The 24548-nt window shown below is 34.9% G+C and carries 17 protein-coding genes and 1 pseudogene; 4 read left to right on the top strand and 14 right to left on the bottom strand.

Going from position 1 to position 24548, the window contains the following annotated elements; genetic code table 11:
• Positions 1-35: 35 nt before the first annotated feature.
• The 10 genes from FEZ33_RS03430 to FEZ33_RS03385 form a co-directional block, all read right to left on the bottom strand.
• Entirely contained in the window at positions 36-1379 is a 1344-nt protein-coding gene (locus FEZ33_RS03430) for an MATE family efflux transporter (protein WP_328590769.1), read from the bottom strand.
• Positions 1380-1522: 143 nt separating this feature from the next.
• Positions 1523-2668 carry an AI-2E family transporter gene (locus FEZ33_RS03425; protein ID WP_138403998.1) on the bottom strand — a complete coding sequence of 382 codons (1146 nt, stop codon included), beginning with the start codon at positions 2666-2668 and terminating at the stop codon, positions 1523-1525.
• 83 nt (positions 2669-2751) lie between these two features.
• Entirely contained in the window at positions 2752-3663 is a 912-nt protein-coding gene (locus FEZ33_RS03420) for an AEC family transporter (RefSeq protein WP_138403997.1), read from the bottom strand.
• Positions 3664-3718: 55 nt separating this feature from the next.
• Positions 3719-4990, bottom strand: a complete 1272-nt coding sequence (locus FEZ33_RS03415) for a metallophosphoesterase (protein WP_138403996.1) — start codon at positions 4988-4990, stop codon at positions 3719-3721.
• Between the two features lie 90 nt (positions 4991-5080).
• Positions 5081-6271 (bottom strand): DUF998 domain-containing protein, encoded by a 1191-nt coding sequence (locus tag FEZ33_RS03410; protein WP_138403995.1) that lies wholly within the window; start codon positions 6269-6271, stop codon positions 5081-5083.
• A gap of 34 nt (positions 6272-6305) precedes the next feature.
• Complete coding sequence (locus FEZ33_RS03405; RefSeq protein WP_138403994.1) at positions 6306-6899, bottom strand: helix-hairpin-helix domain-containing protein; 594 nt, start codon at positions 6897-6899, stop codon at positions 6306-6308.
• A 337-nt stretch (positions 6900-7236) separates the two neighbouring features.
• Positions 7237-9879, bottom strand: a complete 2643-nt coding sequence (gene adhE / locus FEZ33_RS03400; protein ID WP_138403993.1) for a bifunctional acetaldehyde-CoA/alcohol dehydrogenase — start codon at positions 9877-9879, stop codon at positions 7237-7239.
• A gap of 313 nt (positions 9880-10192) precedes the next feature.
• The gene (gene pflA / locus FEZ33_RS03395; protein ID WP_138403992.1) at positions 10193-10963 is read right to left on the bottom strand and encodes a pyruvate formate-lyase-activating protein; all 771 of its coding nucleotides are present in this window, start codon (positions 10961-10963) and stop codon (positions 10193-10195) included.
• Between the two features lie 41 nt (positions 10964-11004).
• Entirely contained in the window at positions 11005-13263 is a 2259-nt protein-coding gene (gene pflB, locus FEZ33_RS03390; RefSeq protein ID WP_138403991.1) for a formate C-acetyltransferase, read from the bottom strand.
• Between the two features lie 171 nt (positions 13264-13434).
• The gene (locus FEZ33_RS03385; RefSeq protein WP_138403990.1) at positions 13435-13794 is read right to left on the bottom strand and encodes a metal-sulfur cluster assembly factor; all 360 of its coding nucleotides are present in this window, start codon (positions 13792-13794) and stop codon (positions 13435-13437) included.
• A gap of 146 nt (positions 13795-13940) precedes the next feature.
• Between FEZ33_RS03385 and FEZ33_RS03380 the strand changes: the two genes are divergently transcribed.
• Positions 13941-14183, top strand: a complete 243-nt coding sequence (locus FEZ33_RS03380) for a DUF1858 domain-containing protein (protein WP_003142510.1) — start codon at positions 13941-13943, stop codon at positions 14181-14183.
• Positions 14176-16161 carry a DUF438 domain-containing protein gene (locus FEZ33_RS03375; RefSeq protein ID WP_138403989.1) on the top strand — a complete coding sequence of 662 codons (1986 nt, stop codon included), beginning with the start codon at positions 14176-14178 and terminating at the stop codon, positions 16159-16161. Before FEZ33_RS03380 ends, FEZ33_RS03375 begins: the two co-directional genes overlap by 8 nt.
• A gap of 43 nt (positions 16162-16204) precedes the next feature.
• On the opposite strand, the gene FEZ33_RS03370 is transcribed toward FEZ33_RS03375, so the two are convergent.
• Positions 16205-19255, bottom strand: coding sequence for a type I restriction endonuclease subunit R (locus FEZ33_RS03370; RefSeq protein ID WP_138403988.1), 3051 nt, complete (start codon positions 19253-19255; stop codon positions 16205-16207).
• Positions 19256-19420: 165 nt separating this feature from the next.
• On the opposite strand from FEZ33_RS03370, the pseudogene FEZ33_RS12845 reads away from it, so the two are divergent.
• Positions 19421-19927: pseudogene (locus FEZ33_RS12845) on the top strand (restriction endonuclease subunit S); the annotation flags it as partial.
• Positions 19907-20581 carry a restriction endonuclease subunit S gene (locus FEZ33_RS12840; RefSeq protein ID WP_268951493.1) on the top strand — a complete coding sequence of 225 codons (675 nt, stop codon included), beginning with the start codon at positions 19907-19909 and terminating at the stop codon, positions 20579-20581. The pseudogene FEZ33_RS12845 and the gene FEZ33_RS12840, both read left to right, overlap by 21 nt.
• 93 nt (positions 20582-20674) lie before the next feature.
• Here the strand turns inward: FEZ33_RS12840 and FEZ33_RS03360 are convergent, their stop codons facing one another.
• The 3 genes from FEZ33_RS03360 to FEZ33_RS03350 all read right to left on the bottom strand — a co-directional run bounded on the left by FEZ33_RS03360 (position 20675) and on the right by FEZ33_RS03350 (position 24450).
• Complete coding sequence (locus tag FEZ33_RS03360; RefSeq protein WP_138403986.1) at positions 20675-21604, bottom strand: site-specific integrase; 930 nt, start codon at positions 21602-21604, stop codon at positions 20675-20677.
• Positions 21605-21670: 66 nt separating this feature from the next.
• Positions 21671-22858, bottom strand: coding sequence for a restriction endonuclease subunit S (locus FEZ33_RS12565; RefSeq protein WP_212746662.1), 1188 nt, complete (start codon positions 22856-22858; stop codon positions 21671-21673).
• Entirely contained in the window at positions 22858-24450 is a 1593-nt protein-coding gene (locus tag FEZ33_RS03350; protein ID WP_438943002.1) for a type I restriction-modification system subunit M, read from the bottom strand. Before FEZ33_RS03350 ends, FEZ33_RS12565 begins: the two co-directional genes overlap by 1 nt.
• Positions 24451-24548 lie beyond the last annotated feature (98 nt).

Below are 24548 nucleotides of genomic sequence, written 5' to 3'. Positions count from 1 at the left end.
CAGCCGGTGCATTCAATGCATCGACTGACTTAACTTTATTGAGTTGCTTTTTGCTGTTGTAATTCAACTAACTTCTTATTGCGTTTGTAATAGGCTGGAACTAAAGCAAGTACAGCACCTAACCACGCCATTGGATTGGAAATAACTGGACCGGCAAAGCCAATAAGCCCACTTAAACCAAACGCCGCAATGATTCTCATCGTTAATTCCATCACTCCTGCGACTGTCGGGATAAAACTATCTCCCAAACCTTGCAGAGTGTAACGAAGGATAAAGAGAATCGCTAAAATCCAATAAAATGGACCGGTTAATTGGAAATAGTATTGTCCGTAACTTCTCAGAACTTGTTTGGAAGAACTGTCTCCGAAGACACTCGTTAATTCTCCACCGAATAAGAATAAAACAACTGAGAAGAGTATTGACACTGATATCGAAAGAACAAGCACTTGCTTTACGCCTCTTAAGATACGGTCGTATTTTTTGGCACCGAAGTTTTGTCCAACGTACGTGGCCATTGATACTCCAAATGACATTAGAACAAAGACGACAATTTGATCAATCTTTTGAGCTGCTGAGTAACCTGCAACGGCTTCAGCTCCTAATGTATTTAAGGCAATTGTTACAGACATTGATCCAATCGCAATAATTGAAGATTGAAACGCCATTGGGAATCCAATCCGGCAATGTTGAATCACTTCATCTTTACGCATCTTAAAATGTCTTGCTTTAACTTTTAATAAATAAACTTTCTTTTGAATATAGAATAAGCAAATTAAAGAGGCGATTAATTGTGATACCATTGTCGCAGTCGCTACCCCAGCTACTCCCATATCAAAAACTAGGATAAAGATATAATCTAAGATAATGTTAATCACAACCGCAATGACTAAAGCAATCACCGGTGTCCGACTATCTCCTAAAGCTCTCATTAAGTTACTTAACATATTGAATAGAATGGTAATAGCCATAAATCCAAAGATAATAATTAAATAATCATAGGTGTACTGAATGATTTCAGCCGGCGTATTCATTAAATAAAGAATATCCCATAAGAAAAACATACTTAATGCCGTCATCACAATAACGACTAAAGTCGATAGTACCCCATTGATTGCGACACTTCGACTGACCTTTTCATAATCACGTGCCCCGTACGCTTGCGCCGTTGGAATCGCCATTCCAGCAGTGAACCCTTGCGAGAAACCAACCACAAAGAACATGACACTCCCTGCTGCACCAATACCTGCTAGAGCATTCACGCCCAACGTCCGTCCGACAATGAAGGTATCCACCATGTTATAGAACAATTGAAATATATTACCTATAATTAAAGGTATAGAAAATAATAGAATTTGTTTGATCGGTGTTCCCGACGTCATATCTTTCACAAACGTGTTCCTCCTACTTTATTTATTTCTTACGTAAGTATATGTTAAAAGTTTTTAGGATACAACATTAATCAATGTAAATATAAAAACCTAATGACAGCAACTAGGCTAATCATTAGGTTTAAACTTTTAAATTAAAATGTTAATTCACTTCCATGATCTAACTCATAGTAATGTTCTTTGTATTCAACATTCGAACGAATGAGTTTATATATGACTGATGCAATAGGCACCCCTAGGAAGAAGCCGGCGGGTCCTAAGATTCCCCCACCAATCGTTACCGCAATGAAAGTCCAGATACCTGGTAAACCAATCGATCCACCAACAATTCTTGGATAAATCGCATTACTTTCAAGCTGTTGCAGTACGATATTGAATAGAAGGAAAAAGAGTCCTTGAATCGGGTTTTGAACGAAGACTAACATCGTTCCAATAACAGCTGATAAGATAGCCCCAACCATTGGTACTAAGGCCAGTGCCCCAGAGAGTGCTCCAATCATACCCGCATATGGGAAGTTAAATATCATCATCCCCACCGTTACTAACGTACCATAAATAATCGCTTCGATTAACATTCCCGTAATAAAACTAGAGAATGATTCATTCGTCACTCTTAAAACATACTTCAAACGACGGAAGTGGTCTCTCTTCATATAAGCACGCAGTACGCGTTTAACTTGTCTTTGTATTTTCTCTTTTGAAAATAAGGCGTAAATTGCGACAACTAATATAACAACTAATCTAAATAAAGATGAAGTTAATAATTGGAATGTCGTAAACGTTGACCCTAAAATGTTATTAGCAAAACTTGCCGCATCTCGGGCAATACTTTCCCAATTAATGTTTAAATTATTTATCAATGTATCAATTTGAGGATAAATTTCTTCTAAATCCTCAATCCACCTTTGAATATATTCAACCATTAATGGTAGATTTTCTAATAAAGTTTGTACTAGGGAGATTAATTGTGGAATGATGAGCCATAACACTAGAACAATCACAATAATAACTGTAATCAGTGCCAGTAATATCGATACTGGACGTCTTGCACGAATAAGTAGCTCATTATCCGTTTCTGGAAACCAGAACCCCTCATACATCACCATAATTAAATTCAAAATATATGCAAATACAAATCCATAAACAACAGGAGAAATTATATCCCAAAGCTCTCTCAAACCAGCGAAAATGTGCTGATAATTAAAAATAACTAGAATAAATACTGCAGCTAAAATAACGTACTTCATGACCATTCGATCCAAACGGCCTAATTTATCCATTAAATCCCCCCTCTATATGCACATATACTATACCATGTTTTTATTAGCGATTACGAACAGTTTCATTACAATATGGAGTTATTTTATACTTGCCAGACAACTAATAACATTGACATAATAATAATCGAAATGATAATAGATATTGAATTTATAATTGCTGATAATTCAAAATTCTCCCCATACATCCGTGTATACATTGTTGCAACGCCTGAAACCGGCGCAAAGGCAAGTATCGCTAAAGTTTGTCGAATTTCTAAACTAAATGGCAATAAAAAATATAATAATGTTGAAATCCCTGCTGCTACAATATAACGACCAGATAATGTCTTAATTAAGAGCCGGACATGTTCCTTATGAATCCTTAAATCTAAGGCAACACCAATCATAAACATCGACAAGAACGTATTCCCATTCCCAATAATTTGGGTCACATCCGTAATAAAACTTGGTAATTGCAGTGAAAAAAGCGATAAGGTAATCATCACAATATAGACAATAACTGAAGGTGAACTCATCATCATGCGGAGGATATACCTAATATTAATCTTACTCTCCCCGTCCCTGACACTCTTTGCCATACCGTAGTTTCCACCTAAAACCATGAAGGCACTTCCGGCATCGAACAAGCTTACTGCCAAAATCGCTACTTCAGAGAAAAAGAAAGAAATAAACGGTAAAGAAAAGTTTCCAATATTATAACCATTCATATTCAACATTAAAAAACCTTTCTCTGTTGGTGTTTTACCCAACACATGCGAGAATATAATATACACCCAATTACATAAAAACCCAATAATACTAATAATAATCAATGTCGGTGGGAAGCTCAAACCGTTTAAATTTGAAATAATGGCACTTGGTAAAGTTAGATAAAAAATTAATTTAGAAATCGTGTCAAAATCTCTTTCTCTGATAAAGTAGCCTCGAGTTGTTAAGATATTTGCCAATATGATAATTGATACTAGTACTGCTGCTTTAATAATTGTTTCGACCATGATGTTGTCCCTTCTGTCCGTTTGATATGTGCGTCATAAGCGCATGTATACTAAATTACCATGTAAACTCTTGATGATTATAATTTGCTTGATCAATTAAAACTTGTAGATAACGGTTCATCGACTCTGTATCTGGACTAATCAATTTCTCGAATGTATCTTCATATGCAGAGACAGTTGCTTCCCAAATATTAGAGATATTTCCAGCAAAGAAAGCTAAATTTAATTCCTGTGTTAATTGTCTTAATTCATCATTTTGATCTTTATTAGAATCCAATTTCTCATTAGCTTTAGTAAAGACTTGTTTAAGGTAAGTATCATAATCGAGTAAATTTGGATCTTCTGTCTTAGTCTCTTTTGCCCAAGCATCCATATCTAATTTTATTTGTTGATACGACTTCTGGTTATTATCAATCACAACCTCGCCAATCACACTCGGTTGAACAGCAAACGCTCCTGTCGCAATGTCAGTCACTTGCCCTTCTTGCGCGATATGTTGGGCATGCATATGCCCACTCAATGTTACAGGTATTTGATATTTTTCTAAAATATTCTTCAACCTATCATGATTACCCACAACAAAATTCTGACCCATCAATTCAAAATGCGGAATAGAACTATGGTGTAAAACAACCGTCACTTCAACGTCTGCTCCCGTAATAGTCCCTAATTTATCCTCCAACCAAATGAGGGTTTCGTCTCTCAATTCTCCTTTAGACACAGGCGGTTGGTCATTGCCTTCTCCGTGATAAATATTACTATCTAACATTACTAACCAATGATCGCTCATTAATTGAGTAATATAACTTAAACTCACATCATCTTGGTAAGTTGCTTCTTCATAACCAAAGGAATTCATTAATTTTTGAAATTCTACGGGAGTAATTTGTTTATCCCTCACAGCTCTACTATCAGTAAATGAACTTGCCCATCCATTGTTAATATCATGATTGCCAGGTATCACAAAAACTTCCGTACCTAAAGCTTCGATTTTCGCAAATACTTTCTGAAGGTCGACTAAACTTTGATACTCACCGTTTAAAGTCAAATCACCTGCAACTATTAAAGCATCCGGTTGCTGTTCTGCCTGTTCGATTTGATAAGCAAGGGCTTCAAGTCGTTCATTGGAGTAAAAAAATTCCAAACCAGCACCAGTATCTTGTAATTTCTGAATGCGGGGCCCTTCAACATATAAGCTAGGTGATAAATGATGGATATCAGTCACAACCCATAATCTCAAATCTGACTCCGCTTTAGACGCTTGTGCGCCAGTCATTGCAAAGAAAATACAAAGAAAGAATACTAAACATTTCCAAACCTTTCTCATTATCAAACCCTCCTTTCAATAACAAACAAAAAAGACTATGAGAAATCTCATAATCTTATTATCCTATATTATTGAATGAATTCAATCTAATTATGTTTTTGATTCTGTTTCTTTCTTAACCTCAATATCTACGTCATAAACGGGGATGGGCTCTCGACTTGCTTTATCAAGTGTTTGTAATAGTAGCATCAACCAAGTAAAGGCAAGAATAAATGAAACTATTTCAAATCCTGTTAAAGTAATATACCAGCCTGTTAAATAATAATAAGTAACAAAGAACAACATAATGCCTAACACATAAGATGTAATCACAAATTCTCGTGACACCTTAGGCACAAACCACTTAATTCCGATAATCATCGCGATAATCATATATACTAGCATGGCTGCAGATTGGTTATGATATTTAGGCATATTTCCCGGTCCATCACTTGGGAAATAACCAACAAGTCCTAGGCAAATTGCTGTAATCGTCAGTAATATTCTTAGAATTGTTAGTGGACGGTGTTTTGGATAAATCTTCTTTAAACCAACAAATAAATAATCCACTAAAGCAATCATCATAAACGCAGACAGCATCAAAGTGAAGTTAAATTGCCAAGCACCGCTCGCCTCTTGTGTTCCTAAGAAACTTAAATTTCGCTGCCACCACTGTGCCTCACTGTTGGTAATCATTGAGATAATCACACCACTTAAAATGACCACAACTAATAATTTGGTCATTAAAGACGGCGAAAGGACCATCACAAAACTGATCATGACATAATTAATAATCGATATAAAGATAAAAGTCAGTAAGGCTGATAAGTAAATATCTAAAACTAAACCTTCAAATAATAAACCTAAGAGGTAGAAAAAGAATAATATAGCTAAAGCAATGATGATGGCGAAAGATAATAATATCGTTGGAACATTCCGCCAATAGATATTCTCCAAATTGGCTAATTTTTTTCTTTTACCTACGATAAAAGCAATCGCAAAAGTAATGACTCCACTTATCACCCCAATCAGCAATATCGCACTCGCAATCGAAATACGTCCCATTAATTGAATAAATAATTGCTCTCGGGAATTGAAAAAAAGAAAATATATCAAAGTTCCAATCACTGCTGGTATTAAGAAATAACGTAAAGCAAGTTTTTGATGATTGCTTGAATGATTATTTGACTTTAGTACATATTCTTGACCATCTATCTTAAGTATCGCTTGATTGACTTGATTTACGTCAGACACTTCATCATTCACTATAACCCTTAGTTCTTTATCCTCATTGCTTCCCATTATGCACCTCGTATTTTGTTAATATTATGCTCACTTATTCAACTTCTTCAATCATATAAAATCTAATTGCTTTAATTAAAGCTTCTTTTTTTGTATTTTCAAATGTATAAAATGAAGCAAAATGTATTCTCTGTCCTGGTTTTGCAATAATAACACCATCCGCTGCTCCATATTTCCCATGGGATAAAATACTCAGTAAGTTTAAACTACTTAACTGTATATCTTTTTTATCAAAATAAGTGATTAATTCATCAATCCCATTTATTGTTTGGTCGCCGTTAATTTCCGTTTCTACAGCTGGATTAAGTGTTTCCTCTAGATTAGATTGCTTTCCAACAAAAAGTCCTACGACAAAGTCTCTAATAACACGTCTTTTCGGCGCATTGTCACAACTTAAATCACCTAACAATAAAAAATCTGGCTTATATGGATGTGCTTCAGCGTCACTAAAAGTTAAATTACTTTCAGTTAAGGCAGATTCTAATATGTTGATCGACTTTTGTCCCATTCCATGTAGCTTTAATAATTCATCTTTACTAAAAGCAGCCACTTCCTCAAGTTGTGTGACATCAATAGTTTGAAGTGCTTTGGTAGCAGCTTTTCCAATATTAGGTAAACCGTGTGACATAATACCCTCTCCTTCATTTTCTTCACTTTATATCACTATCTTAATATATATAAGCCCATACTAAAAGGAGAAAATGCCTGAATTCAAAGATAAGCGTAAATAAGCTTACCTCAACAAGTGGAAGAATTAGTTTATATTCTTCCACTTAAGCACCTCAGTTGGAACAATTGGTATTTATTCTTCCAGTTAATCACCTCAGCTAGAACAATTTATTTTTATTCTTCTAGCTAGGTACAACTCAAAATCAAAAAACGTATATGCCTTACTTGCGCAAGTAAGGCATATACGTGTATAAAAGGGGATCAAATTTAGGTATTACTTGATGCGTCGGATACTATTAATTGTAGTTTGCTTGTCTTTCTTTATATCCATAATATGCATCTTCAAGGATTTCTTGCATTTCATTTACTAAAGCTAAGCGCGGATTCACTGGTGTACACTGGTCCTCAAAGGCTAAGTAGGCGATATCTTCTGTTTTATCCATGAAGGCAGATTCATCAACGCCCTGGTCTTTTAGACTCATTTGAATTCCAACACGTTCTCCAAGTTCGAACACAGCTTGTGCTAAGTTTTTTACTCCTTCTTCTGGAGTTTTTGCATCAAGTCCGATTAATTTAGCGATGTCTTGGTATTTTACATCTGCTTTGTAGTAATTGTATTTTGGCCAGTTCGCCTGTTTCGCTGGTCGGGTTCCGTTATAGCGAATAACGAATGGAAGTAAAATCGCATTTGTTCGACCGTGAACTGTATGGAAAACTCCACCAATCTTATGAGCCATTGAGTGGTTAATTCCTAAGAAGGCATTACCAAATGCCATACCCGCCATAGTTGAAGCGTTATGCATTCTTTCACGTGCTTCTGGATCATTATATTTTACTGAAGCTTCTAAGTTTTCGAATACAATCTTAATTGCTTGTAAAGCCAGTCCATCAGTAAAGTCGTTAGCCATCACTGATACATACGCTTCGATTGCGTGTGTTAACACGTCCATCCCTGTATCAGCTGTAACAAAATCTGGTACAGTCTCAACTAAAGCAGGATCTACAATTGCGACTGTTGGTAGTAATGAATAGTCCGCTAATGGGTATTTCATATTATTTTTTTTATCAGAGATAACCGCAAATGGTGTCACTTCAGATCCTGTTCCTGATGTCGTTGGAATACCTACATACTTCGCTTTAGACCCAAGTTCTGGGAACTTAACTGCTCTTTTACGAATGTCTAGGAATTTTTGAACTAAATCTCTAAAGTCTACTTCTGGTTGTTCGTAGAATAACCACATGACTTTAGCCGCATCCATAACAGATCCACCACCTAGGGCTATAATTGTATCGGGTTGGAATTGAGCCATCGCTTCAGCTCCACTTCTAACAGTTGTAATATCTGGATCTGGCTCAATGTTATGGAAGATTTGGTAATTTACTTTGTTTTGGCGCGCCTCAAGTTGGTCGATAATTCTTTGAGTAAAGCCGAGTTTCATCATTGATTCATCCGTAATAATCATGACACGTTCAACATCAGCCATTGTTTTTAAATATTGGATTGAGTCACGTTCGAAATAGATTTTTGAAGGTACTTTAAACCATTGCATGTTATTGCGTCGTCTCCCAACTGTTTTAATGTTAAGTAAATTCAATGCTCCGACGTTTCCACCAACTGAGTTGCGTCCGTATGATCCGCAACCTAGAGTTAATGATGGGATGAAAGCATTGTATACATCTCCGATTCCCCCGAATGTTGAAGGAGAGTTCCAAATAACTCGAATGGCTTTAACTTGACGGCCGAATTCATTTGCTAATTCTTGATTTTGTGTATGAATCGCAGCTGAGTGACCTAATCCAAAGAACTCAACCATTTGTGCAGCTTTTTGAATTCCATCTTCAGTTGTTTCTGATTTCAATAAGGCTAAGACTGGAGATAGTTTTTCGCGCGTTAATGGTTCGTTTGGTCCAACTTCTGACACCTCTGCTACTAGAATATTTGTTTCTTCCGGAACGGTGAAACCTGCTTGTTCTGCAATCCATGTCGCTGGTTTCCCAACAATTTCATTATTTAATTTTGCGCCAGCACAGTTTTCACTGAATGCTTTAGAACCGAAACAAAATTCCTCTAATAGTGCTTTCTCTTTTGAATTTACGATATAAGCATGATAGCTTACTAATTCATCTTTAAATTCTTTATAGATTTCTTTATCAACAATTGCGGCTTGTTCAGAAGCACATACCATTCCGTTATCGAATGATTTACTTAATATGATGTCATAAGCTGCTTGCTTAACGTTTGCTGTCTTTTCAATGTAAGCTGGCACATTCCCTGCCCCAACTCCTAACGCTGGCTTACCACATGAATAAGCTGATTTAACCATGGCATTTCCACCAGTGGCTAAGATTGTCGCAACCCCATCGTGATTCATTAATGCATTCGTTGCATCTAACGATGGTTCTGTAATCCACTGTACACAGTTTTCTGGTGCACCTGCTTCAATCGCTGCATCTCGAACGATTTGAGCAGCGTGAGCTGATGACTCAAGTGCTGCCGGGTGAAATGAAAAAATGATTGGGTTACGAGTTTTTAATGCGATGAGCGCTTTGAAAATAGTTGTCGACGTCGGATTCGTTGTCGGAGTGATGGCGCAAATAACTCCAACAGGTTCAGCAATTTCTGTGATCCCCGTCACTTCATCATCACTGATAACACCGACAGTCTTCATATTTCGCATGTAATTTACAACGTGCTCACAAGCAAATAAGTTCTTTGTTGCCTTGTCTTCAAATACACCACGGCCAGTTTCTTCAACCGCATGTCTTGCTAAAGTACCATGTTGATCTAAAGCTGCAACTGAAGCTTTCGCTACAATGTGATCAATTTGCTCTTGATTAAAATGATCGAATTCCTCTAAAGCAACCAAACCTTTTTCTACTAAACCATTAATCATGTAATTAACATTTCCAATAACTTCTTTTTCAATTAATTCCGTCATTGTTACGCTCCCCTTTTCTTTATCTTTGATTACATGTTACTCTTTTCACAAATGAAAGTAAAGAGGTTTATTGTTAAAAACGCTAATATAATAGGTTTTTATTAGGTGTTGTAACAGTTATCTATGCTGTTTCATTCAATGATAATTCTCGATATGTGATTAAATGAGCATCTTGCCGCTTCTGTTATATAACAATATTGATATTGTTTTATTGATATAAATATTTCTTTGAATATACTGGTAATATTTGCTAGAAATACATAAAAAGCGCAACACTGTTTTAAAGTGTTACGCTTTAATTATGTCGCTTTATTTAATCATCTAAATATCCTTTATAGCGTTCTGTTCTCAATAATCTTTTAGCATTTTCGACCCGTTCTGTAGTCGGTGGTTCAACTCCTTCTAAACGGTATTTAATTCCCAGTGCCTCATATTTGTAGACACCTAGTTTATGATATGGAAGCACCTCGAACTTGCGAACATTTGATAAAGTTTCAACATAATCGCCTAATCGGATCAGATACTCATCATAATCCGTACGCGTTGGTACAAGTACGTGTCGAATCCAAACAGGTATATTCAACTCTGAAAGTAACTCAGCCATTTGCATGATATTCTCATTGCGCACGCCTGTTAATTTCGCATGACCTTTTGGATCAATATGCTTAATATCAAATAAGAACAGATCAGTATACTTCATCAGTTCTTCAAATTGTGAGCGGAATGGTTCCTCTAAAGTAAAGGGCGCGCCACACGTATCAATCGTTGTGTGAACACCATGTGCTTTACAAATTTTGAAATATTCAATCAGAAAATCGATTTGAAGTAAAGGTTCTCCCCCACTTACAGTTACCCCGCCGCTATTACCCCAAAAAGAACGGTATTGTTTGGCTTCATCGAATAATTCTTGCGGAGTATAAGGTGTTCCCCCACGCATATTCCAAGTATCCGGATTATGACAAAACTGACAACGTAGACGACATCCTTGCATAAAAGAGATGAATCGTATCCCTGGTCCGTCAACTGATCCGAAACTTTCAGTCGAGTGGACGTTCCCAATAATTGGTGTTTTAACTTCTGACAAGATATATCCCCCTTTCAACAAGATATCTAAAACTTAAGTGATTACATTGAACTGTGCATTGTACGGTTAATAACATCCATTTGTTGCTCTCTAGTTAATTTGATGAAGTTTACAGCATAACCAGATACACGGATAGTTAATTGTGGATATTCTTCTGGGTGATCCATCGCATCTAATAACGTTTCGCGGTTAAACACGTTAACGTTTAAGTGGTGTCCACCTTCTTTAATATATCCGTCTAACATATTCACTAAGTTATCTTTTTGAATTTCTTCATCTTTACCTAATGCTTTTGGAATGATTGAGAATGTATTTGAAATTCCATCTAAAGCATATTCGTAAGGTATTTTAGCAACTGAAATTAAACTTGCTAACGCTCCGTGAGTATCACGTCCATGCATTGGGTTCGCCCCAGGTGCAAATGGCTCTCCTTCACGACGTCCATCTGGCGTGTTACCAGTTTTCTTACCATAAACAACGTTTGAAGTAATTGTTAAGATAGATGTTGTATGGATTGCATCACGGTAAGTTGGATGTTTCTTAACTTTAGTCATGAATGCTTTAAGTAAATCAACACCGATCTCATCGGCACGTTTATCGTTATTACCGTATTGTGGGAATTCCCCTTCGATTTCATAATCGACTACCAAGCCATTTTCATCACGGATTGTTTTTACTTTCGCGTATTTGATTGCTGATAAAGCATCAATCGCTACTGAGAATCCAGCAATACCTGTAGCCATCGTACGTTTTACATTTGTATCATGTAAAGCCATTTCGATACTTTCATAGCTGTATTTATCGTGCATATAGTGGATAACATTTAATGAATTGAGATACAATCCTGCTAACCATTCTAACATGTCATCATAACGTTCCATCACTTCTTCATATTCTAAGTATTCTGAAGTAATTGCTCGATAGCTTGGTCCAACTTGTCCTTTCGACATTTCGTCGACACCACCGTTGATTGCATATAATAATGCTTTTGCTAAGTTCGCGCGCGCACCGAAGAATTGCATTTGTTTACCAACTTCCATCGCTGACACGCAACATGCGATGGCATAGTCATCACCGTAAATTGGACGCATAATGTCATCATTTTCATATTGAATAGCTGATGTGTCGATAGACATCTTCGCAACAAATCGTTTGAAATGAGTTGGTAAGCTTGGTGACCATAACACTGTTAAGTTTGGTTCTGGTGCTGGTCCTAAGTTTGATAATGTATGTAAGAATCTAAATGAGTTTTTAGTTACTAGTGGACGTCCATCTATCCCAACACCACCGATTGCTTCAGTGACCCAAGTTGGATCTCCTGAGAATAATTGGTTGTAATCAGGTGTACGTGAGAATTTAACTAGACGTAATTTCATAACGAAATGGTCAACTAATTCTTGCGCATCTTTTTCTGAAAGCATACCTGTAGCAAGATCACGTTCAATATAGATATCTAGGAATGTAGATGTACGACCCAATGACATTGCTGCCCCATTTTGATCTTTAATTGCCGCTAAGTATCCTAAGTATAACCATTGGAATGCTTCTTGCGCTGTTTCAGCTGGACGAGTTAAATCAAAGCCGTAAATATTACCTAATTCAATTAAATCTTGTAAGGCACGGTATTGTTCACTAACTTCTTCACGTAGACGCATAACTTCTTCGTTCATTTGTCCGTTACCAATATTTGCGAAGTCTTTTTGTTTCTCTTCCATTAAACGGTTTACTCCGTATAATGCAACACGACGGTAATCTCCGATAATACGTCCACGACCGTAAGCATCTGGAAGTCCTGTAATTACTCCTGAACGACGAGCAGCACGCATCTCAGGTGTGTATACATCAAATACACCTTGGTTATGAGTTTTGCGGTACTCTGTAAAGATATGTTCAATTTCTGGATCAATCTTATACCCATATGCTTCTGCTGATTGAACAGACATACGGATTCCACCGAATGGTTGTAAACTACGTTTGAAAGGTTTGTCAGTTTGAACACCTACTACTTTTTCAACGTCTTTGTTCAAGTAACCCGCATCATGTGACGTAACTGTTGATACAACTTTAGTATCCATATCTAGAACGCCACCAGCATCACGTTCTGCTTTTGTTAGTTCCATTACTTGATCCCATAATTGGAAAGTTTCAATCGTTGCACCTTCTAAGAATGAATCATCACCTTCGTATAAAGTATAATTCTCTTGAATAAAATCTCTAACATCAATTGACTCTTGCCATTTAGTCCCTGTAAAACCTTCCCAAGGATTTACATTCATCTTTTCGTTTTCTAATTTTTCCATGGTATCCCCTCCATATAAATTCAAAGCAAACATCTAAACTTGTGATTCATTACACATATATGATAAACTATTTTTATACCTAAAGCAATAGGATATAACAATTATTTATGTGAATTTTAGAACATTGTACAAAAATAGCCCCATCGTTAGACAGGACTTTTAAATATTAATTTAATTCGGAATAAAATCACTCGGAATACCTAAAGCAATACGAGCAAAGCGTGAGATGCGAGATAAATCCCAATGCGGTTCAAAGACAACTTTTATATCGATTTCAGTAATTTTATCAAAGTTAGCTAATTGATATCTCACGTCACTATCAATGAAGTCTGCTAAGGGACAACCGGCAGTTGTTAAAGTCATTATGACTTCAACCTTCCCTGCTTCATCCATATCTACTTCATATATTAGGCCTAAGTTCGCAATATCTATGCCTAACTCTGGATCGATGACTCCTGTTAATTGCTCTAGTAATTCTTCTTCGTACTTTAATGCTTCGTTTTTGAATAGAATACCAAATTCTTCATTCATAAAAGACGTTCCTTTCGTTTAAATAATATATTTATTTTATTCATATTGCTTATGAAGTTATTGTTCGCTAGTATTATATAATATAGTACGTTTAGTTTATACATAAATAGATTTAATATCAATCGAATTTTATAAGGAGTAAGAAAATGGAAAATCAAGTAGACCTTAATAGACCTGTGAAACAAGTCCTTGATTCACACCCTGAACTTCTCGACATTCTTGTCGATTTAGGCTTTAAACCTTTAGCTAATCCAGCCATGAGACAATCAGTTGGAAAAGTTGTCACACTAAAACAAGGCTGCAAATTAATCAACCTTCCTTTGGAACAATTAGTGAATGAACTACAATGGAACGGCTATACTGTCATCGGAGGTGACGTGAATGAGTAATAATACAGACAATCGCATAGATATATTAGAAGGTATTCTTCTTAAACTGCATCATGGAGCAGATCCTGAATCAGTTCAGGATGAATTTAATGAGCATTTCACGGGTGTGAGTGCCATTGAAATCTCCATGATGGAGCATCAATTAATGTATGGGGATAGTGTGATTACGTTTCAAGATGTTCTTAAGCTATGTAATGTTCACGCGAATCTGTTCAAAGGTACGATTGAAGATGGTAAAGCACCCGATGCTGATCACCCCGGACACCCCGTAACAGTATTCAAAGAAGAGAATATGGCGTTACGCTCTGCCCTGCTACGGATTAACAATATTCTGGATACCTTTGAAGAAATGCCGGTTGAAGAATTGTCTGATGGAATGATTAAAGGACTTAAACGTCAATATGATATCATCGGGCAATTTGATAACCATTACAACCGGAAAGAACATTTATTCTTCCCGGTTATGGAAAGTTACGGCCACGACGCTCCACCAAAAGTTATGTGGGCAAAAGATGATGAGATCCGTGACTTATTCAAACGCGCCTATAAAGCCATGGAAAAATTTTCCGATATTAAATTTTCAAAAGTAAGAGATACGTATGAAGCTTTCCAATTTGAATTCAATGAAATGATTTTTAAAGAAGAAGCTATATTAATTAATATCTTACTTGAAAGTTTCAATCAATTGGATTGGTACAACATCGCCCAGCAAAGCGATAATTACGGCTATGCAATTATTCCTCCTCGCGAAACTTGGGAACCAGAAAACCTGGCAGACTTACTCGAAGAAGATACGAAAAAAGCTGAAGAATTAACAATTCAAGAAGTACCTACACCAACTAAGTCAGTTCAAAAAACAATGAATACAGTGGAAAGTAAAACAATCGAAACACGAAAAATTACCGTTAATGGCGGTCAATTTACCGTTCTTTGGGAACCAGATGAGACGCTTGACTCAAGCAGTAACCAAATCATGAACCCAACAGTGCCTCTTTCGATAGGTGATGGTTACTTGAGCTTAGAACAAATCAAAGTCATCTTTGATTACATCCCAGTGAAAGTTACTTTTGTTGATCAAAATGATATCGTACAATACTTCAATCACAAGAAGGAGTCATCAATATTACCACGACACGCTGAAAACATCGGTGCTAAGGTAGAAGATGTCTATCCAGAAGCTGTCTGGGATACATTAGAACCCATTGTTCAAGCTTTCAAAGATAACACATTAACTGAAGAAAGCTTTTGGTTTGAACATGAATCAGAATTCTTATATATTTCGTATAAAGCACTCTTTAATGAAGCCGGGCAATATCAAGGGTTCGTTGAAATAATACAAAACATCCAACCTATCTTAGATATTCAAACGGATAAATGGCGTAATTTACTCCCTCAAAGTAAGGTTGATTTAACACTTAAGGATCCAGCTAATTTAACTCAGGTTAATCACAAACATCAGTCTCAAGCAGAATCACAAGTACTTCAATTTGGTAAAGGACAGTTGGAATTCAACTGGTCTGTAAGCAATGAGACAGTAGTCAATGAGCCAAAGGATTTTTCTAATGAGCAATTGATTAGTATCGGCGAAGGATATTTAAGTTTAAAGCAAGTGAGACTCATTTTGGATTCAATGCCCTTTGAGATTACTTACGTTGACGGCGATCATAAGTTTAAATACTTTAATAATATCGGTCCTTATGACGAGATGCTCTTCCAAAGATCACCTTTAGAAATTGGACGTGACTTAGAATATTGTCACCCAGCTAGAGTTTGGCCAAAGGTTAAACGCTTATCTGAAGACCTTCAAGCACAACGTCGTTTTATTGAACCTATGTGGTTCTCACCTGGGAATAAACTTATTTATATCTTGTATATTGGTGCGCAAGATCAAAATGATAATTATCATGGTATTGTGGAGACCGTTCAGGATGCTTCAATGTATGTTGAATTGGACGGAACAGAGAAACGATTGTATTAAAAAAAGGAACTTGCTATTTTGTAGCAGGTTCCTCTTTAATATACTAACGCCAGTTTAATGGTAGTATCTCTTCTTCAATAACGTCTGTAAATTCATTCTTTACATGTTTCCAGAATTTCAATCGATTAACTCCATTTTCAGTGTTTTCTTTATAGGCATTATAATCAGCACTTCTTTTTAATTCTGTCTCACCGATTTGTTTTTTCTTAGCTGGGTTATAGTTTTCTACTAAGAAAGCGAAATCTTCCTTATTTAAGAAATATTCTTTAGTAATCTTCTTTTCAATCGTATCTATCTTTTCTTCAATCTTTAACTGAAGTTTTTGAGATACATCTAAGTTTTTCAATTCTTCTTTTGGTAAATGTTGAATTTCATTCCAGATATCGTCAATAATGACAGCTAATTTTGGATTTGTTTGTTTAAAGTCAGAAATATACTTTTCAATTTCATTAACTCTCTTTTTACTTGGTTTATCATCTTTTTGATTGTATCTTTCATTCGATAAGTTTTGAATGAGTAGAATAAGATACTCGTAATCAATCTTATCCGTTCCAATTGATGATAATTTATAGTCAATATCGAATAATATTTCTTCTACATCATTCTCGCCAATCCGTTCTTTAATTTCTTGCAATGCATTTTCGTATTTACCGTGGTAATCTTCAATCAACTCTACTTTTAATCCGAATTCTTCTCTAAAGTAATATTCATCATAATTAGAGTATGCTTTGATTGCACTGAACGTTTTATCAAATTGTTGATAGTTTTTCACAAAGAGCTTTAGTGCTTCTGTCTCATCATTCATATCAATATTATCTGGATTGGGAGCTATAAATCTTAACTCCTCTAAAGCAAAAGTGAATTTACTAAACGCTTCATCCCAATCTGGAGCTTGAATAGCATTTTCGCCTCCATTAGAATACAAGAGAAAAGCTTCTTGAACTGCCTCTTTAAATGTAGCTGGTGATTGGAATGTCATGATTTGTCCGTATTGTTTAGTATGGTCATAAATACGGTTGGTTCTAGAAAAAGCTTGGATCAGACCTTGTGGTCTCATCGGTTGTCTATCGACAAAAAGTAATGCTAAAGAAGGCGCATCGAACCCAGTTAATAGTCGATCAACAACTATAACAATATCAATTTGTTCTTCTCTATATTTATATATTTCCTTTTTCCGAGCTAATCTATCATTTAAATTTCTATTGAATCCTCGAAGATTACTTAAATCATAATTCGTATTGTACATCTTGTTATAATCCTCTATGACACCTTTTAAATGACTTTGGTTCTCAAATGAACTCTCCTCAGTTTCTGTTACTGAATAAGTGACACTCACTTTAGGAAAGTCAACCACTGCTTTTTTCACTTTGTCAGAAATAACAACTGAACTTCTGCTCTCGATGACTTCTCTAAATAAATCATAATATCGTTGAGCTTCTTTAATAGAACTCGTCGTCAATATTGCACTGTAAGTATTTCCGATTCCTTGATCCAGGTTAAATTTATTTTTTGAATGATTAATAATTGTATCAATCACCTCTAATTTATGTTCATCAGAACAATAAATTTGTGTGGGTATATATTTTTCTTTCTGAACCTCATCCATATGTAATACACTATCGACTTTTGCTTCATGTTTAACAATATCTATTAAATCATCATCACTAATAGTATTGTTGTACTCTACTTGAAACCCAAGTACAGCATTATCATTAATTGCTTCTTTGACTGTATATTCATGTAATCTAGGGCCATATTGTTCTTCAGTAGTTCGTGCTAAATTTCCCTGTTCTTGACGAGCATTCTCTACAAAAAGTGGTGTTCCTGTAAAACCATACCAAAGAGCATAAGGAAAGAACTTATTAATCTCCTGTTGTTTTTCTGGTGAGACCGCCCTATGACATTCATCTACTACAAAGGCTACATTCAATGATTGTAACTTTTTATAATTCCGATTGTTTTCGTTATCTCCATATCTTTTCATAACATAATTCAATTTTTGAATGGTCGTCACTATAAGTGTTCTATCATTTGAAACTAGTTTTTTTACTAAATCAGAGACATTATCAGTCTGATCTATATCAATAACATCATTCTCTGCATAAGACGTAAAAGATGCCGTCGTTTGTTGATCAAGATCTATTCTATCAACGATAAATATTGTCTTATCTATTGAAGGTATTTGAAGTAAGTTTCTCGCTACCTTATAAGAAGTCAAAGTCTTTCCTGATCCAGTCGTATGCCAAACATAACCTGACTCTCTTCTTCTAGATGCCCTTTCCACTGCTTCGATGGCATGAATTTGATAAGGTCTCAGTAAAATTAATGATTTCTTTTCGTTATCTATTACAGTAAACTGTGTAACTAATTTATGCGCATGAGGAATAGATAGAACGTGTTCAGTAAATTCTAAATAATTATTCACTCGTTTATTATCCTTATCAACCCAATTTGTAAGGAACTTAGAATTAAGTTTTTCTCCTCGACCTGCTGCAATGTACCGTGTGTCGGAACCATTTGTAACGACAAACATCTGAGTCGTTGAATAAATTCCATTAAACTTACCTTCGTTTAAGTACTTATTAATTTGTTCATAAGCAGACATATACCCATCTGATTTGTTTTTCAATTCAATATGAATCATAGGTAGCCCATTAATTAATAAAGTTACATCAAAAATCCTTTGACGATCAACAGGACTCACTTGAGTAGTCCGATACTGATTAATCACCTCATAGACAGATGTACCACCTGCAATATCTTGGCGACGAATGACTTGCAATATTATGGTTCCCTTGCTAGCATCTTCTCGTTGAACTGTTGCCTTAGCAACACCATTCTCTCCTGTTAACCAAACTGCAGCAGCATAAAAAGAGCTAAAGTTTAATTCTGCTTTAACTTGTTCAAATTCTTGGTCAGTTAATGGAACACCATCCAGAACGCTTACATTATTCGCTTCCAAAATTTGCCTGAAATTGTCCCATAATTGATCCTCAGTCTTTAAATCATTACGATAAGTCCACTGTGACTCTCCTTGAATCAATTGATTTATTATATTTTTTTCAAATTCTGCTTCACTAGTAAAAGACGGCATAGCTCTCCCTCATTCTTTATTAATAGTCTAATTTATCCCATTATAGCATGGAAAGCTCATTAAAATAGTATTTAAGAGTAGTATTTTCGCTCTATCAAAGGAAACATATTTTTTTGGAAAATATTTTAGTTATACCGGGCTAACTAAAATTAAACGTGGGAACAGCGAGAACTTTCTGACATAGTAGAAAGAGTAAAATCTTATTCACTCTCTCGAAGTGTAGAAACACCAAACTATACAGGTACTAAATATGTTCACTATGGTGATATTCACACAAAAGTTGCAGACAAAATTACAAATGAGACCAATTTACCGAATATAGTTCCGGGTGATTATGAAACATTAAGAAAGGGCGATATAATCCTTGCTGATGCTTCTGAAGATTATCAAGGAATTGCTACCCCATCAATTATTATTGATGAGCCTATATCAAATATAGTTGCTGGTTTACATACTATTGCCCTCAGACCGACTGAAATATATCCTTTGTTTTTATACAACTTATTTAAATCAACTACATTTAGAAAATATGGCTACAAAACCGGTACTGGTATGAAAGTATTTGGCATATCTGTAATTAATCTTATGAAGTTTAAAGGATACATACCATCGTATAAAGAGCAGGAAAAAATTGCTTCAATATTATTTCGCATAGATAATGCAATAGTTCTTCATCAGCGTAAGTTTGATATATTAAAAGATTTAAAGGAAGCCTATCTACAACAAATATTTCCTGAAAAAAATCATAGTGTTCCTAAACTGAGATTTTCAAATTTTTCAAATGATTGGAAAAAAAGAGTGATAGGTGATATTTTCATAGAAAGAAAACAGCGTGGTGCTGAAGGTGAATTAATTTCTGTTACCATAAACTCTGGCGTAGTAAAAGCACATGAACTAAATAGGAAAGATAACTCAAGTAGTAATAAGTCAAATTATAAAAGAGTTGAGGTAGGTGATATTGCTTACAATTCAATGCGTATGTGGCAAGGAGCTAGTGGCTTTTCAAAATATAGTGGTATTCTAAGCCCGGCATATACTGTTATTACACCTAAAAATGATGTTCATTCTTTATTTTTTTCATATTATTTTAAAAATATTAATATGATTCAAAATTTTCAAAAATACTCTCAAGGCTTGACCTCAGATACATGGAATTTAAAATTTCCAAGCTTAAAAGAAATAAATATCAATGTTCCTGACTATAGTGAACAAAAAAATATCGCAAACTTTATTGTAAAAATAGATCAAATTCTATTACAGTATGAGAATAAATTATCAAGACTTGAAAAAATTAAAACCTCTTTGTTAAGTAAAATGTTCATTTAGAAGATTCTTTATCAAAAAGGGTTGATGACAATTCTATTTTTTGCCATCAACCCTTTTATTTTAAAACCATTAAAAAGCATAATTTGTGTTTTTTTATATAAGCATCGATAAATGACGCATAATTTTATCATTATCCTGATTCTCTAATTCATGAATGATATGTAAATAAGTTTCTTGTGTAGTTGTCATGCTAGAATGACCCAACCTTCTAGCAACTGATGCAATGGATACTTCGGCATAAAATAGCAAGGAAGCATGTGTATGACGTAAACTATGAATAGTTATTTCTGGAACCCCAGCATCATTACATAGTTTCGAAAGTTTCTTGTTAATCGTAGTGTTAAAGATTCTCTCACTTACAAATATCAATTGATCAGAAGGTATATTACGTACTAGCTGAGAAAATTGCATCGCTGTTTGCCAATCTAATTGAATTGTTCTTACTGATGATGGATTTTTTGTTGGCAAATATTTTCCTTTAGGTGATTTATAATCCCATGTTTTGTCTACTTTTAATTTTTGAGTAGAAAAATCAAAATCTTTTGGTGTTAGTGCTAATGCCTCTGAAAAACGTAATCCTGTCTTTAAAATTAAAAGAAAGAACCAGTCCCAATTAATTTCACTTGTTAATTCAAATTCTTTGATTAAAGATTGAACTTCAAATTGATTTAAATATTTTATTTTTTTGGTTCTAGGTTCTTTGCCTTTAATTATTACTTTACGAGTTGGATTATAGGGTAATATACCTTCATCTACAGCATCTAATATTGCACCTTTGAGTTGGTGGTGGAAATCCATTGTAGTTTGTCTTTCATGTGTTAATGCATAATCATTCAACAATTGTTGATACGAAGTTCGCGTTAGTTCTCCCATTTTTAAATTTGGTGCTAATTCTTCAATTCTCCTTTGATTAATATAATATTTTTGAAGAGTAACTTGCCTCACTGCAGCTTCCTTGTATAGCGCCACCCAATCTTTAAAATAGACTGAAAATAATTGGTTTGTTTTTCTATTCTTTACCAAAATGAAACCTCCTTGAATATATTAGGAAAAATCCTAATTCTGATTATCAAGGAAAGATTGTTTTAATCAAACAAATAAATTATTTAGTAATGATTTTTTAATTTTTTGAAATTCTGTTAATTTTTCTTTTTGAAGAGTGGTAAGTTCATCAAGGTGTTTGAAAAAGGTGCCAATCTTTTGTTGTTCTAATAATAATGGAACATAGTTTTTAAAATTTTCTACAGAACTTTTCGAAAGATTTAGTTGTGACATTCCTGCTCCTTGGGATTTAAAATAGGATTGATGTGTATTGATGTATGTGAATAAAAATTCTGGATTTACCGTCTCATTTGGTCGCAAGCGTGCAACCCGCTGATTAAGTACAAATCTATTATCTTCAGGAATTAATGCAACTCTACCAAGTAAATTACCATGTCCAATATCGCTTAAAATCATCACTATATCATTTTTATGAAGAGTATCTTTTGCTTCTGCCACATACTTGCCTGAATATTTCAAACCACCATCAAGACTAATTGAATTTAAATTTATTAATTCTAACTCACCTGACTCTGCTTGGATATCTTCATATCCTTTACCATTCTTATATTTAGTCATAGTAGATAATTCACGCTGTTTCCATTCGTCCGAGAAAGATTTAAATCTTAATTTTGGAATATTTTGAGTTTTTTCAGGGAACATTTGCTGCAGGTAAGCTTTTTTTAATGTTTTTAGTTTTTTCAATTTTCGCTGATGAAGTGTGAGAGTATAATCAATTAACTTAAACAATTGACCAATTAATTCTTGCTCATTTGTAGTTGGAATAAAAAAAGAGGAATTTGATACTTTGTTCCAGTCCGAACGAGGCATTTTTGTTCCAGAAGTATCATTAGCTATTCTTTGATAATGATTTGTTTGTATTAAATAATATATAAACCTTGAGTTTGAGTTATTTTCTTCAAATACCCAAAAATCACCTATAGCTTTTCCCTTAAAATCTACTAATAACCAGTTTTTTAAATATGGACGTAATTTCCCGTAAAGAATATTTCCAGGTCTAAATACAATTCCTTTTCTGTCATCATAAATTTCTATAAAATTACTATCTAATCTACCTTGTCCAGCGACTATATCTTGAAACTCAACCTTTGGTAATTGATTTGAATTTGATGTTTTGCTCACTCTTTTAACAATTTCTTTAAATTCTCGCTGTTCCCAATCAGCCGTAAATCCTTTAAATCTAAGTTCCGGTTGTCTTCTTTCTTCCTTAGCCATTATTGAAACACCTCTTTCATCGCTTGAATGATATCTCGTGTTTCATCCGTCACTTGAAAGTCATCAATCATTGAAAGTAATTCTTTCTCAGTTTGCTCAATTTCAGCATCAATTTCGCGAATATCTTTACTCAATTGAACCACATCAATGGGTTCTGGTTCTTCAAAAGTATCTACATAACGTGGGATATTTAAATTATAGTCATTCTCTACAATCTCATCATAAGGTGCTAAATAAGCATACTTATCTACAAATTCGCGCTTCTTATAAGTTTCAAGTATCTTTTCAATGTTTTCTTCAGTTAAGATATTTTGATTTTTCTCTTTCGTGAATTCATTTGATGCATCAATGAACATCACATCACGGTTTACTCTGTTTTTCTTTAGGATAATGATTGTGGTTGGGATACTTGTATTCACAAAAATATTAGCGGGTAAACCAATCACCGCGTCAATAGCTCCGTTCTCTAATAGAGCTTTACGTATCTTCCCTTCAGATGCACCACGGAATAATACGCCATGTGGAAGTACAATTGCCATAACTCCATCATTACGTAAATGATAATAACCATGTAGTAAGAATGCAAAGTCTGCCTTAGATTTCGTTGGTAATACCCCAAATGAAGAGAATCTTGGGTCATCTAAAAAGCCTTTAGATGCTGACCATTTTGCTGAGTATGGTGGGTTCATTAATACACCTTGGAAGTTAGTTGGCTCATCTATTGGCCAATCCTCATCAAGTGTATCACCATTACGTAACTTCTGATTCTCGATAGGAACTCTATGAAGAAACATATTCATACGTGCTAAGTTATAGGTAGAAGTGTTTAATTCTTGTCCAAAATAGCGGACACTTAATGGTTCATTGGAATAGCGTTGTGCGTTTAGAAGAAGCGATCCCGATCCCATAGTTGGGTCATAAATTGTGAATCCCTTTTGATCCTCTTTATCCATTAATACAATTTGTGTCATTAATCTAGCTACTTGTTGCGGTGTATAGAATTCTCCCGCTTTCTTCCCTGATTCTGAAGCGAACTGACCAATAAGGTATTCATAAGCATCTCCAAGCGCATCTCCGTCATAATCAACAAGATTTAAATCAGCAAGTTCTTTCATTAATTGTGAAATTGTTTGGTTTTGTTTCTGAGGATTAGGTCCTAGCTTTCTTGAGTTTAAATCAATATCTTCAAATAAGTCCTCAAAGATAGGATTTGACTGTTCAATGTCTCTTAACCCTTGTTGTAGATGCTCTCGTTGGAATGTATTATTGTTAATTTCATCAATAAGTGCAGAGAAAGTTAGCTCTGGTTTAATGTCATAGGCAATATCATCTTTCAATGCTTCCCTTAAATCTTCATGAGTATCTGCATCTCTATAAGCATTGGCATAAATCAACTGAGCTTTTTCTAAATCATGTGACTCTTCTTCTAGTAACTCTGTAGAATGTACCAACATTCTATCAGATAAATACTTATAAAAGACCAGCCCCAATAAGTATGATTTGTATTCATTGGCATCCATTTTTGATCTTAATATATCAGCTGAATTCCATAATGCTTGGTATAAACTTTGCGAATTTGACTTTTCCATCATGATTCTCCGTTCTAATTTAACTTACGCTGTGTTTCAGCGAGACTATTCTTAGTATATCATAGAACTCTAATTTTCCTCTACACAGTTGTTCATAAATA

The sequence above is a fragment of the Ruoffia tabacinasalis genome (assembly GCF_005864045.1).
Classification (GTDB): domain Bacteria; phylum Bacillota; class Bacilli; order Lactobacillales; family Aerococcaceae; genus Ruoffia; species Ruoffia tabacinasalis.
The sequence above is the reverse complement of the archived record's forward strand: the minus strand, read 5'-3'. Positions and strand labels throughout refer to the sequence as shown.

Excerpts from the sequence above, each read along its gene's own strand:
- FEZ33_RS03415 (WP_138403996.1), bottom strand. The coding sequence starts at position 4,990 with ATGAGAAAGGTTTGGAAATGTTTAGTATTCTTTCTTTGTATTTTCTTT.
- FEZ33_RS03425 (WP_138403998.1), bottom strand. The coding sequence starts at position 2,668 with ATGGATAAATTAGGCCGTTTGGATCGAATGGTCATGAAGTACGTTATT.
- FEZ33_RS03380 (WP_003142510.1), top strand. The coding sequence starts at position 13,941 with ATGGAAAATCAAGTAGACCTTAATAGACCTGTGAAACAAGTCCTTGAT.
- adhE (WP_138403993.1), bottom strand. The coding sequence starts at position 9,879 with ATGACGGAATTAATTGAAAAAGAAGTTATTGGAAATGTTAATTACATG.
- FEZ33_RS03370 (WP_138403988.1), bottom strand. The coding sequence starts at position 19,255 with ATGCCGTCTTTTACTAGTGAAGCAGAATTTGAAAAAAATATAATAAAT.
- FEZ33_RS03430 (WP_328590769.1), bottom strand. The coding sequence starts at position 1,379 with ATGACGTCGGGAACACCGATCAAACAAATTCTATTATTTTCTATACCT.
- FEZ33_RS03420 (WP_138403997.1), bottom strand. The coding sequence starts at position 3,663 with ATGGTCGAAACAATTATTAAAGCAGCAGTACTAGTATCAATTATCATA.
- FEZ33_RS03350 (WP_438943002.1), bottom strand. The coding sequence starts at position 24,450 with ATGATGGAAAAGTCAAATTCGCAAAGTTTATACCAAGCATTATGGAAT.
- FEZ33_RS12565 (WP_212746662.1), bottom strand. The coding sequence starts at position 22,858 with ATGGCTAAGGAAGAAAGAAGACAACCGGAACTTAGATTTAAAGGATTT.
- pflB (WP_138403991.1), bottom strand. The coding sequence starts at position 13,263 with ATGGAAAAATTAGAAAACGAAAAGATGAATGTAAATCCTTGGGAAGGT.
- FEZ33_RS03405 (WP_138403994.1), bottom strand. The coding sequence starts at position 6,899 with ATGTCACACGGTTTACCTAATATTGGAAAAGCTGCTACCAAAGCACTT.
- FEZ33_RS03385 (WP_138403990.1), bottom strand. The coding sequence starts at position 13,794 with ATGAATGAAGAATTTGGTATTCTATTCAAAAACGAAGCATTAAAGTAC.
- FEZ33_RS03410 (WP_138403995.1), bottom strand. The coding sequence starts at position 6,271 with ATGGGAAGCAATGAGGATAAAGAACTAAGGGTTATAGTGAATGATGAA.
- FEZ33_RS03375 (WP_138403989.1), top strand. The coding sequence starts at position 14,176 with ATGAGTAATAATACAGACAATCGCATAGATATATTAGAAGGTATTCTT.